Consider the following 12,709-nt stretch of genomic DNA (forward strand, 5'->3'; position numbering starts at 1 on the left):
TACTGAGCACGTGAGTTTGCGACGTGGCGAGTGGGGGCGCTCGTGAGTGCACTCGACGGCTTCTATGCGACGTGGAACGACGCGAGGAACACCTTCGGTGAAGGCACGCCCCAGGGTGGAGCGCTGGTCGACGCCAGCCCCACGTTCTCCAAGCTTGGCGAGGACGTCCAGGCCGCAGCACCCGGCAACACGTGGACCGGAGCGGCCTCCGAGGCCTACGGCGGAGCCAACAAGAAGCACGGCGAGAACCTGACCAAGCTCGCCGACCTCGACCGACGGCTGGCCACCCAACTCGACCAGGCCGCTGATGTGGTGACCACAGGCCGCGGCAATCTCGACGCCGTCCGGCAATGGGTGACCGACGCGGCCAACAGCGTTCCGCCCGGCAAGCAACGCGACGAACTGCTGATGAGGATCGCCAACAGCGGCCTCGGCCAGGTCAGCGAGATCGTGCAGACCTCGAACGATGCCAACAACACCATCCGCGACAACATGAACAGGCTCAAGCCGGAATTCCAGGCGATCGGGTTCAAGGAGGAGAAAGGCGACGGTATACCCGATCTGATCGAAGACAGGCGCAAGCATGCCGAGGAGGAAGAGGCTCAGCGAAAGGCGGAAGAGGACGTCCGGAACACCCTCAATGCCAGCGATCCGGCAGCAGCTGCCAAGGTGGAAAGCGTCCTCGGCGAGATCGAACCGGGCAAGCCCCTGACGCAGGAGCAGGCGCTCTACCTCGGTCAAATGCAGAGCCAGCAGAAAGGTATGAGCGTCGATCGACTTCATGAGGTCGAGCAGAAGCTGGGTGACCACAAGGACGTGATCGGCGACTCCTGGCAGCTGATGAGTAACGATGACGTGAGGTATCCGAAAGACCCGAACGCACCGTTTGACCCGAACAACGAAAACGAGACTCCGCCGGGCAGTTTCGACCGCCTGCCACAGAGCGTGCAAGACGTGCTCAACAATGCGGGTGACGTCGAGCAGATTGACGATTCGGGCATCCTCGAGAACCACAACGACCTTCGCATGATTTCGGAGATCGTTGCCGACGGCAATGACAAGCTGCAGACGGGTACGGAGATTGATCGCGGACTTCTCAGGGCGGCCGATGCCGTGATGGATAGTGATGTACCTGCGGCCCACGCGTCCGAAGTGACGCAAAAGATCTTCGAAGCAGCAGCACCTGACCACCAGATAATCCATGATCACGTATTGGGCACGCACGGAAGTGATGGGCAGGACTTCCTCCACGATGTCAACCACATGCCGTGGAACGACGACGGCAAGGCAGCTGGGTCATTGTTCAGTTGGACACACGACAACGAACTCGAGCCCGATATCGCCGCGGCGACAGCGGCCGAGTACGCGCGCTACTTGGGTGGCGATGACGACTTGATGGATATCGCTGGACAGACGCTGGGCGAATACAACCCGGAACTTGTCAAAGCTTATGCCCACGGCCTCTCGCCCTACGTGGGCGATATCGCCGGGGTGGATGGCGACGACGGGGACCTGTTCGACGACGTCGATGGAAGCAACTCCGAACGTCCAATCGCGAAGGGAGTGTTTTCGGTTCTAAGCACGCAGGAAGACGCTTATATTGAGTTCAACAGTGCCGCTGACGCCGCCGCGGTCGAACGCTCACTAAGCTGGGCCACTGACGTGAAGAATGGCGTTCCCTTGTCGGAAAATGACTCGCGAATGGCAGATGCAGCGATCCTGAAAGGACTCGTCGCTGCCGGCGCAGCGGACGCGGCGCACGAGATGCAGCAGAACGCCGCGGAGGCCCAGCAGTGGCGGGCGACAGCGTATAAAACGGGAATCGAGGCGCTGAGCGGGCTGGCCGGTCCGATCGGTGGACCCGTCGCAAGCACGTTCGGCGCCGCCATGGAGAACTCGTTCGTGGGACAGGCGATAGACACATCGACCAAGACCGTGCCCGACATGAAGCCGGACGAAGCGGCCCGTTTCGCCGCCAATGCCCTCCTGGCAACAGGGGCGTTGACGCCAGATGATGTCGACAGAACTTACTTGATTGACGATAAGCTGGCGTCTCGCGAAGAACTCGATGAAGACAAAAGACGAGTCCCCAAAGACACTGATTACAACTACTTCCTAAACAATTACATCGAGAAAGCCTTACGCGGGTCGGGTTCCAATCCGTCGGACGATTTTATGTATTGGTATAACATGATCACCAAGATTCCGGGCGGCCAGTAGCTATGCCGAGAGTTCGATTAGTCCTCGTCTTAGTTCTCTGTGCCACCTCCCTATTGAGTGCTTGCAAGACAGATCACCGCGTCGAGAGATGGCAGGGTCTTGTCGCGAACGAGAGATACTCATGGACTGCTGGGCCAGGAATCGACATCTTGACCGGCCCGGCGGTACCCATTCGCGCATTCGTCGAATCCTTCATGCTCAGTCAGCAAGCAGGGGACCTGGCCTATGCCTATCCAGGATTCGAACGAGCGGTGCCCGAGACCGATTCTGGTGTATGGATTACTAGGCCGGCTCTGGATGTGCCGAGTAAGAAGGAGGCCGTAGGCAACATTTTGCACCATATCGCGTCGGTCGAGCGCACCGACGATTCCGTCACAGCGGTGGTCTGTCGCTACACATACCGCCTCGCGTATGAGGTCGAGGATGGCTCATACCGGAGCGTCGCACGCGTCGGCCCGAAAGACGAGCGTGGGATCCATGTTGTATTGATTGGGTTGACTGGATCCTCTTCACCAATTCCTCCGCAAGCCGGTCCGCGGCCTGACCCTGTCAACGACGTATTCGGTGAATGGCACGTCCGCGGCATGCTCGACTCCCTCTTGAGTGATGCGCCGGGCTTCCGCGAGGCGTGGCCGACCTACGAGGCCGATAACACTGCTTGCGTCGAAAACGCACCCGATCCAACGCCTGTCCGGACCGCAATCATCGACGGCACGCATCCACGCAGCGAGTTCCCGACCGCGCCCGCCAGCCCTGGCTGGCCCGACGGGTCCAGCACATAGGTCGACTGCGACACCCGCAATAACACCCACCTCCCACGTGTTGCAGAAAAAGTGACCTCACCAATCACCCACCACCGCACCGTCGTCGACGACGTCGACACCTTCTACCGCCAAGCCGGTCCCGCCGACGCGCCCGTCGTCCTACTCCCCCACGGATACCCGGCGTCGTCCTACGTCTACCGCAATCTGATGGCTGCCCTCGGCGACACCTATCGCCTCATCGCACCCGACCTGCCCGGCTTCGGCTACAGCGCAACACCTTCGGCCGACGACTTCGACTACACCTTCGCCGGCTACGCGCAGTTCCTGCAGCGCTTCGTCGAGGCGCTCGAACTCGACCACTACGTCATCTGGCTGCACGACTACGGCTCGCAGTTCGGCTTCCAACTCGCGCTCGCCAAACCCGACAACGTCGCCGGCCTGATCATGCAGAACGGCGATATCTACGAGGACGCCTTCGGGCCGAAGTACGACTTCCTCAAGGAGTCCTGGAACAACCCCGGCCCGCAGTCGCGCCGCAAGATCGCCGACCACGTCACCCTCAGAGGCTTCGAGTCCGAGTTCCGCGGCGAGCTGCCCGATGATGTCGCCGACCGCATCAGCCCCGACCTGTGGACCCTGCACTGGTCGCTGATGAACACCCCCGAGCGCATCGCCAACCTCATCCGCCTGCTCGAGGACCAGCCCAACACCCTGCAGTGGTTCCCGGCCGAACAGGCCTACCTGCGCGAGCGCCGGCCCGCCGCGCTCATCGTCTGGGGACCGCACGACGGCTACATGCCCGAGAAATCCGCCCGCGCGTATCACCGAGACCTGCCCGACGCCCCGCTGCACCTGCTCGGCGGCGGCCACTGGCTGCTCGAGACCCACCTCGACGAGGTCGTGCCCCTGGTACGAGAATTCCTGGCGCGAACGTACGGAAGATGAACGCAAACGCCGAGAACACGTGCAAACAAGCGTGCACTCGGCGTGGACAACGAGACCGAAAAAGAGAGCCGCCTAGGAGAATCGAACTCCTGACCTATTCATTACGAGTGAATCGCTCTACCGACTGAGCTAAGGCGGCGTGCCCGGCGAACCAAGCGGGACGAGTCTAGCGGCAGCCACCATCGGCCGCCAAAAGCGCCCGGGTCAGCCGCGCAGCGCCTGGCCGACGGTGGCCACCATCGCGTCGACCGCGAACTTCGGCTTGACGTTGACGGCCAGCGCCTCGCGGCATTCGAGCACCGCCTCGATGCACCGCAGCAGCCGGTCGGGCGGCACGTGCTCGGCCATCGACGCCACCTTGTCGGCCATGTCCGGGTGGTTCGGCGCCACCCCGCCGACCCCTGACGACACCAGAAGCGCGTCCCGGAAGTAGGTCGCCAGGTCGATCAGCGCCCGGTCCAGTGCATCCCGCGACGCCCGCGTCTGCCGCGACTTCTGCCGTTTCTCCAGGTCGCGGATCGCACCCGTGGCGCCCCGCATTGCGCCCGCGGTGCCCTTGCCGGTGCCGCCCGCACCCAGCGCCGTCCGCAGCTCCTCGGTCTCGGACTCGTTGCGGCCCTCGGTCATGGCCCGGGCCTCGGCCTCCGCCGTCGCCACCAGCTCCTCGGCCGCCGCATACGCCCGCGACGGCGTCGCGGCGTCCCGCGCCAGCCCCAGCGCCCGCTGCCTGCGCTCCCGCGCATCGGTGTCGGTGGCCAGCCGCCGTGCCCTGCCGACATGACCGCCGCTCACCGACGCCGCCCATTGGGCGTCGGCCTCCGACAACCCGTCCCGCTCGACCAGCACCTGCGCGATCGCCTCGACAGGCGGGGTCACCAGCGCGACATGCCGGCACCGCGACCGCAGTGTCACCGCGATGTCCTCCGGATCGACCGACGGCGCGCACAGCAGGAACACCGTCGACGGTGGCGGCTCCTCCACCACCTTGAGCAGGGCGTTCGCCGCGCCCTCGGTGAGCCGGTCGGCGTCCTCGATCACCACGATCTGCCACCGCCCGGTCCCGGGCCGCCGCGACGCGATCTGCACGATGTTGCGCATCTCGTCCACGCCGATCGACAGCCCCTCGGGGATGATCCGCCGCACGTCGGCATGCGTGCCGGCCATCGTCGTGGCGCACGCCCGGCACTCGCCACACCCCGGAACGCCCTCTGACGTGCACTGCAGCGCCGCGGCGAAGCACAGCGCGGCCACCGACCGGCCGGAACCCGGCGGCCCCGTCATCAGCCACGCATGTGTCATGGTCCCGATCGCGGCCGCCGAGTGAGCCGCGTCACCGCGGGCGGCCCGTGCCGCGGCCACCAGCTCCGCCTCCACGGCGTGCTGGCCCACCAATCGGGAGAAAACACCGCTCATCGCAGCCAACAGTAGTGGTCAGGCCGACACGGGTCGCTCACACCGGCGCACGGCGTCGCCGCGGCCCGATACGGTAATCACGTGACCGCGAGCGCGCTACCGATCGGGCGAATCACCGCATTCGTCCAGTGGGTGGCGCGTACGCCGTGGCCGGTGTTCTCCCTGGGCATGCTGCAGTCCGACATCATCGGCGCTCTGTTCGTGCTGGGCTTCCTGCGGTTCGGCCTGCCCCCGGAGGACCGGGTCCAGCTGCAGGATCTGCCCGCATTCAACCTGGCGATCTTCCTGGGCTACCTGTTCGTCGCGTTCACTGTCGGCGCCTATCTGAGCCTGCGGCTGCTGCTGCCCGTCATCCGCTGGCAGCGCCGCGACACCCTGCTCACCGACGGCGACCCGACCATCACCGCGCTGGCCCGCACCCGCGCCCTGCGGATGCCGTTCTACCGCTCGCTGATCAGCGTCACCAACTGGTGTCTTGGCTCGATCGTCTTCATCGTCGCCAGCTGGCCGGTCGCCAGCCACGCCGCGCCGGTGGTGGCCGTCGCCTCCGGTCTGGGCGCCACCGCCACCGCGATCATCGGCTACCTGCAGTCCGAACGCGTGCTGCGGCCCGTCGCGGTCGCGGCCCTGCGCGGCGGCGTCCCGGCGAACTTCCGCGCGCCCGGGGTCATCCTGCGTCAGGTCCTCACCTGGGTGCTGTCCACCGGCGTGCCGCTGCTGGCCATCGTGCTGGCGCTGGTGGCCAGCCAGTTCCAGGTGCTGACGGCGCCCGCAGAGCGGCTCACCATGCCGCTGCTGCTGATGGCCGTCGCCGCCCTGTTGATCGGGCTGGCCGGCACGGTCCTGGTGGCCATGTCGATCGCCGACCCGCTGCGCCAGCTGCGGTGGGCGCTCGGGGAAGTGCAGCGCGGCAACTACAACGCCCACATGCAGATCTACGACGCCAGCGAGTTGGGCCTGCTACAGGCCGGCTTCAACGACATGGTCCGCGACCTGTCCGAACGGCAGCGCCTGCGTGACCTGTTCGGCCGCTACGTCGGCGAGGACGTGGCCCGCCGCGCCCTGGAGCGCGGCACCGAACTCGGCGGTCAGGAACGCGACGTCGCCGTGCTGTTCGTCGACCTCGTCGGCTCCACCCAGCTGGCGTCGACCATCCCCGCCTCCGAGGTGGTGAACCTGCTCAACGACTTCTTCCGCGTCGTGGTGGACGCCGTCAACCGGCACGGCGGCTTCGTCAACAAGTTCCAGGGTGACGCCGCCCTGGCCATCTTCGGCGCGCCCATCGAGCATCCCGACGCCTGCGGCGCGGCGCTGGCGGCGTCGCGCGAACTGCACGACGAGCTCATCCAGGTGCTCGGCCAGACCGAGTTCGGCATCGGGGTGTCGGCCGGGCGGGCGATCGCCGGCCACATCGGCGCGCAGGCCCGCTTCGAGTACACCGTCATCGGCGACCCGGTCAACGAGGCGGCCCGGCTGACCGAGCTCGCCAAGCTCGAGCGGGGCCACGTGCTGGCGTCCTCGATCGCCGTCAGCGGCGCCCTCGACGCCGAGGCGCTGTGCTGGGACGTCGGCGAAATCGTCGAACTCCGAGGGCGTTCCGCCCCAACACAGCTGGCCCGCCCGGTGAACCTGGTGTCACCGAGCGAGGCGCGTTCGGAGCTTTCCCGCTGATCGTCCCGCTCTAGGTGGACAGTGGTCCGCTTTGCTGAGATTCTCAGTCGGTGCCCAACCGGATGGCATCGCGGATCGCCGAGACCGCGGCCGTCGACGAGTTCCTGAACTCCGCGCGACGCGATGGCGGCGCGCTGGTGCTGGAGGGCGACGCCGGAATCGGTAAGAGCACCCTGCTGGTCGCGGCGGTGGAGCAGGCCCGCGGCCTGGGATATCAAGTGCTGGTAGCCCATCCCGCTCAGGCGGAGTCGGTACTCGCCTACGCCGCACTGACCGACCTGCTGGGTGACGTCGACGCCTCTGCGTGGGATCAGCTGCCGCCGGCGCAGCGGCACGCGGTGGACCGGGTGATGCTCTGGGACGACTCGACGGGCCCGGCCACCGATCAGCGCGCGGTGGCCGCCGGATTCCTCACCCTCGTCGAGGTCCTCGCCGACCGCGCGCCGGTGCTCCTGGTCGTCGACGACGCACAGTGGCTCGACCCGTCCAGCGCACACGTCCTCGGCTTCGTCGCGCGCAGACTTCCTGCCCGCACGCGCATGCTGTTGACCGTCCGCACCGGCGCCGACGGCAGTGCCGCCATCGACTGGCTGCAGCTGGCGGCCCCTGACGCGGTGCGCCACGTCGTCGTCCGGCCGTTGAGCCTCGGCGGTCTGCACGCTGTGTTGTCCGAACGCCTCGGCCGCTCCTTCCCCAGGCCCGTGATCGCGCGGATCAGGGACATCTCCGGTGGCAACCCGTTCTTCGCCCTCGAGCTCGCCCGGACCATGAGCGGCGGCGCGGGCGCCGCCGCTCACCTGCCCACCACGCTGGCCGAGTTGGTCCGCGGCCGGCTCGGCGATCTCGACCCGGCCTTGCACGAATGCCTGCTCGCCGCAGCATGTCTGGCCAGCCCCACCGTCGAGACGGTGGCGCGTGCCGTCGGCAGCGACCCGGCCGCCGTCGTGGACCTGATGCAGGAGGCGGAGAGCAAGGGTCTGATCGAGATCGACGGTCTCACACTGCGATTCGCTCATCCGCTGCTGTCACACGGCGTCTACACCGAGGCCGCACCCGGCAAGCGCCGCGCGATGCACCGGCGGCTGGCCGGCATCGTCGAGCAGACCGAACTGCGGGCCCGTCATCTCGCGCTGGGCGCCACCACGATCGATCAGAAGACCCTGCAGGCGCTCGACGAGGCCGCCGAGTCCGCCCGAAACCGGGGCGCACCCGCGGCCGCGGCCGAATTCATCGACCTCGCCATCAGCCTGGGCGGCGACACCCCGGAGCGCCGCGTGCGATCTGCCACAATGCATTTCAACGCCGGTGACAACGCCCGGGCCCGCGCCGCACTGGAGCGGGCCGTCGCGCAGACCGCGCCGGGCGAAGTGCGTGCCGAGGCGCTGCGGATGCTCGGCATCGTGCTCCTGTTCGCCGACAGCTTCGTCGAGTCGGCCGCGCTGTTGGAGCGGGCTCTCGCCGAGGCGTATGACAGCCTCGCCGCGAGGGTGCCGATGCTGATCACGCTGAGCTTCGCGCTCGTCAACTCCGGTCGGATGGACGACGCCATCGCCCGCGCCAGGACGGCGATCGACGAAGCGACCCTGCTCGGCGACGACCATCTACTGAGCCAGGCACTGGGCATGACTGTGGTTCTGAGTTTCATGCGTGGCGACGGCTACGACGAGCAGGCCATGGCCCGCGCGCTCGAACTGGAGGACAGCGACGCACACACGCCGGTCGCGTTCCGCCCCCGCGCCCAGTACGCCCTCCTGCAAGCCTGGATCGGCCGTCTCGACGAATCGCGCAGAGAACTCGCCGCCATCCGCAGGCAGTGCCTCGAGCGCGGCGACGAGAGCGAGCTCATCTTCGTCGCCTTCCACCAGGTGATGGCCGACGTCTGGGCCGGTGACCTCTCGGCCGCGGCGCTGATCGCCGAGGACTTCATGGAGCGGGCGCTGCAGCTGGGCACCGACCTGCCGCTGTCGGTGGCCTTGACCGCCCGGGCGTTGCTCGCCGCTTATGCGGGACGCGCCGACGCCGCGCGTGCCGACGCCCTCGAGGCGCTGGCCGCAGGCCGGCGGTGCGGTTCGACCCGGTTGATGGAGTGGCCGGTCACCGCCGTCGGCTTCCTCGAGGTGTCACTCGGCAATCACCGGGCCGCGCTCGACACCATCGCGCCACTGCTCGTCATGCCGGAGATGGCGCCGGACGCGACCGAGGTCATCGGTGCCACGTTCATCCCCGACGCCGTCGAGGCGATGATCGGCCTCGGCGAACTCGAACCCGCCGATCGCCTGGCAACCCTGTTGGAGCGCAACGGCGATCGGCTCGACCGGCCCTGGGCGTCGGCGGTGGGCGCCCGGTGCCGCGCGATGCTGCTGGCCGCCCGCGGCGACGTGGACGACGCCGCGCGCAGCGCCGAAATCGCCATGGGTCACCACGATCGCGTGCCCATGCCGTTCGAACGCGCCCGCACCCAGCTGCTGCTCGGCCAGCTGCACCGCAGGCGCCGCCACAAGGACGCGGCGGCCGCCACCATCAAGGAGGCGCTGGTCACCTTCGAGCAACTCGGTGTCCCGCTGTGGGCCGACCGCGCCCGGGCGGAGCTGGGTCGCGCCAACGTGGCGCCGCGGCGCACCGGCGGTCTCACCCCGTCCGAGCGGCGGGTGGCCGAACTGGCCGCCACCGGGATGACCAACCGTGAGGTCGCCGCGGCGTTGTTCATCAGCCCGAAGACGGTGGAGGCCAACCTCGCCAGGATCTACCGCAAGCTCGGCATCCGGTCGCGCGCCGAACTGGGCCGGCTGACGCCGCCCGAGTAGCGGACACCTCAGCTGCGCTTGGCGGCCTTCTTCGCCGGTGCCTTCTTCTTCGCGGGCGCCTTCTTGGCCGCCTTCTTCGCGACCTTCTTCACCGGGCCGCGGGCCCGCCGGTCGGCGAGCAGTTCCGACGCGCGCTCGTCGGTGATCGACAGCACGTCGTCGCCCTTGCGCAGGCTCGCGTTGGTCTCCCCGTCGGTGACGTAGGGCCCGAACCGGCCGTCCTTGATCACCATCGGATTGCCCGACGCGGAGTCGTTGCCGAGTTCGCGCAGCGGCGGCGCGGCGGCGGCCTGCCTGCCCCGGCGCTTGGGCTCGGCGTAGATCTTGAGCGCCTCGTCGAGGGTGATGGTGAACATCTGCTCCTCGTTGGCCAACGATCGGGAATCGGTGCCGCGCTTCAGATATGGGCCGTAGCGGCCGTTCTGCGCGGTGATCTCCTCGTTGGTCGCCGGGTCCACACCGACGACGCGGGGCAGCGACAGCAGCCGCAACGCATCCTCGAGGGTGACCGTCTCGAGGTCCATGGTGCGCAGCAGCGAACCGGTCCTCGGCTTGGGTCCGGTCGGCTTCTTGCCCTTCTTCGCCGTCGACCCGGCGTCGGGGTCCTCGGGCGGTTCGGGCAGCACCTCGGTGACGTACGGTCCGTACCGCCCGTCCTTGGCGACGATCTCGTGTCCGCTCTCCGGGTCGACGCCCAGCGAGCGGCCCTCCTGCGGTGTGGAGAAAAGCTTTTCGGCCAGCTCCAGCGTCAGCTCGTCGGGGGTGAGCTCGTCCTTGAGGTTGGCCCGCTGCGGCTTGAGTTCACCGTCGGGGCTGTCCGGGTCGACGATCATGCGTTCCAGATAGGGGCCGTTGCGGCCGACCCGGACGTTGATGGCGCGACCCTGGTCGTCGTCGAAGAGCTTGATGGAGTTGACGACTCGGGCGTCGATCTCCTCGAGATTGCCGCCGACGAGCTTCTTGAGGCCACCGGATCGCGCGATGGAGTCCTCGACGCCGTGGTCGCCGCCGAAGTAGAAGTTGCTGAGCCAGTTGGTGCGTCGCTCGTGGCCCGCGGCGATCTCGTCGAGTTCGTCTTCCATCGCGGCGGTGAAGCCGTAGTCCACCAGACGGCCGAAGTGCTGCTCGAGCAGTCCGATCACCGCGAACGCCACCCAGGACGGCACCAGCGCGCTGCCCTTCTTGTGCACGTAGCCGCGGTCCTGGATGGTCTTGATGATCGACGAGTACGTCGAGGGCCTGCCGATGCCGAGATCCTCGAGCGCCTTGATCAGCGACGCCTCGGTGTAGCGGGCCGGCGGGCTGGTCTGGTGGCCGTCGGCGGTGAGGTCCGCGGCGTCGACGCGCTGGCCCTGGGTGAGGTTGGGCAGCCGGCTCTCGGCGTCGTCGGCCTCGCCGCCGGCCTGCTCGTCGAGGCTCTCGACGTAGGCCTTGAGGAAGCCGGCGAAGGTGATGGTGCGGCCGCTGGCGCTGAAGACGACCTGCTCGCCCGAGGACGCCTGGCCACCGATCCGCAGGCTCAGCGTGGTGCCGCGCGCGTCGGCCATCTGCGAGGCGACGGTGCGCTGCCAGATCAGTTCGTAGAGCCGGAACTCGTCGGTGTCGAGCGCGGCATGCAGCTGGCCCGGCGTCTGGAACACGTCGCCGGCCGGCCGGATCGCCTCGTGGGCCTCCTGCGCGTTCTTCACCTTGCGGGTGTACTGCCGCGGCGTCGGGTGGACGTACTCCTCGCCGTAGAGCTGGCGGGCCTGGTTGCGTGCGGCTTCGACAGCGCTGGTCGACAGCGTCGTCGAGTCGGTGCGCATATAGGTGATGTAGCCGTTCTCGTACAGCCGCTGCGCGATGCTCATCGTGCGCTCCGAGGAGAACCGGAGCTTGCGACCGGCCTCCTGCTGCAACGTGGAGGTCATGAACGGCGGATACGGCCTGCGGGTGTAGGGCTTCTGTTCCACCGACGTGACGGCCAGCTGGGCGCCCCGCAAGCCGGTCGCCAGTGCGCCGGCGGCGGCCGCGTCGAGCACCCGCACCTCGTCGGGCTTGCGGACCTGGCCCAGCGAGTCGAAATCACGGCCGGTGGCCACCCGGAGGCCGTCGACCGAGTTGAGCTTCGCGGTGAACCGGGGCGGGGACGCCTGCGGGTCGGACACGCTGGCGTCCAGCTCGGCGGTGACGTCCCAGTAGCCGGCGCTGCGGAAGGCCATCCGCTCGCGTTCGCGCTGCACGATGATGCGAGTCGCGACCGACTGCACCCGGCCGGCGGACAGCTTCGGGGCCACCTTCTTCCACAGCACGGGACTGACCTCGTAGCCGTAGAGGCGGTCCAGGATGCGCCGGGTCTCCTGCGCGTCGACCAGGTCGATGTCCAGGTCACGGGGGCTTTCGGCGGCCGCGCGGATGGCCGGTTCGGTGATCTCGTGGAACACCATCCGCTTGACGGGGATGCGCGGCTTGAGCGTCTCGAGCAGATGCCAGGCGATGGCCTCGCCCTCGCGGTCGCCGTCCGTCGCGAGATAGAGCTCGTCGACGTCCTTGAGCAGGCTCTTGAGCTCGGTGACCGTGCCCTTCTTGTCCGGGCTGACGATGTAGAGCGGCTCGAAGTCCGCGTCGACGTTGACCCCGAGGCGCGCCCAGGGCTCCGATTTGTACTTCGCGGGCACGTCAGCGGCCGCTCGGGGCAGGTCACGGATGTGCCCGCGGGATGATTCGACGATGTAATTGGAGCCGAGGTATCCGGCGATCTTGCGCGCCTTGGTCGGCGACTCGACGATCACGAGTCGCCGAATCGATCCGTTGCCTCCGCTGCCGCGGTCCCGGTCAGCCAACTGTGCGCACGCTCCACTTCTTGAGTTGCCTGACCGTGCCGAAACCGCTCACCGGCTTGCCAGGCAACTG

At 67.8% G+C, this 12,709-nt stretch carries 7 protein-coding genes and 1 tRNA gene; 5 read left to right on the top strand and 3 right to left on the bottom strand.

What is annotated here, in order from left to right; genetic code table 11:
• The first annotated feature begins 42 nt into the window (after positions 1 to 42).
• The 3 genes from AB0K11_RS12085 (at position 43) to AB0K11_RS12095 (ending at position 3,929) form a co-directional block, all read left to right on the top strand.
• Entirely contained in the window at positions 43 to 2,220 is a 2,178-nt protein-coding gene (locus AB0K11_RS12085; RefSeq protein ID WP_364976345.1) for an EspA/EspE family type VII secretion system effector, read from the top strand.
• 149 nt (positions 2,221 to 2,369) lie between these two features.
• On the top strand, positions 2,370 to 3,002 hold the full coding sequence (locus AB0K11_RS12090) for a hypothetical protein (protein WP_364976348.1): 633 nt from the start codon (positions 2,370 to 2,372) through the stop codon (positions 3,000 to 3,002).
• Positions 3,003 to 3,053: 51 nt separating this feature from the next.
• Complete coding sequence (locus tag AB0K11_RS12095) at positions 3,054 to 3,929, top strand: alpha/beta hydrolase (RefSeq protein ID WP_364976351.1); 876 nt, start codon at positions 3,054 to 3,056, stop codon at positions 3,927 to 3,929.
• 66 nt (positions 3,930 to 3,995) lie between these two features.
• On the opposite strand, the gene AB0K11_RS12100 is transcribed toward AB0K11_RS12095, so the two are convergent.
• Positions 3,996 to 4,068, bottom strand: a tRNA-Thr gene (locus tag AB0K11_RS12100).
• 65 nt (positions 4,069 to 4,133) lie between these two features.
• Positions 4,134 to 5,342 (bottom strand): DNA polymerase III subunit delta', encoded by a 1,209-nt coding sequence (locus AB0K11_RS12105; RefSeq protein WP_364976354.1) that lies wholly within the window; start codon positions 5,340 to 5,342, stop codon positions 4,134 to 4,136.
• An 81-nt stretch (positions 5,343 to 5,423) separates the two neighbouring features.
• Between AB0K11_RS12105 and AB0K11_RS12110 the strand changes: the two genes are divergently transcribed.
• Together AB0K11_RS12110 and AB0K11_RS12115 are read left to right on the top strand one after the other, a co-directional pair.
• A complete protein-coding gene (locus AB0K11_RS12110; RefSeq protein ID WP_364976357.1) occupies positions 5,424 to 7,013 on the top strand; it encodes an adenylate/guanylate cyclase domain-containing protein in 1,590 nt (529 codons plus the stop codon).
• 50 nt (positions 7,014 to 7,063) lie between these two features.
• Positions 7,064 to 9,817 carry an AAA family ATPase gene (locus AB0K11_RS12115; RefSeq protein ID WP_364976360.1) on the top strand — a complete coding sequence of 918 codons (2,754 nt, stop codon included), beginning with the start codon at positions 7,064 to 7,066 and terminating at the stop codon, positions 9,815 to 9,817.
• 8 nt (positions 9,818 to 9,825) lie between these two features.
• Here the strand turns inward: AB0K11_RS12115 and topA are convergent, their stop codons facing one another.
• The gene (topA, locus tag AB0K11_RS12120; RefSeq protein WP_364976363.1) at positions 9,826 to 12,639 is read right to left on the bottom strand and encodes a type I DNA topoisomerase; all 2,814 of its coding nucleotides are present in this window, start codon (positions 12,637 to 12,639) and stop codon (positions 9,826 to 9,828) included.
• Positions 12,640 to 12,709: the final 70 nt, after the last annotated feature.

The sequence above is a fragment of the Mycobacterium sp. NPDC050551 genome, assembly GCF_040674075.1.
Taxonomy (GTDB): domain Bacteria; phylum Actinomycetota; class Actinomycetes; order Mycobacteriales; family Mycobacteriaceae; genus Mycobacterium.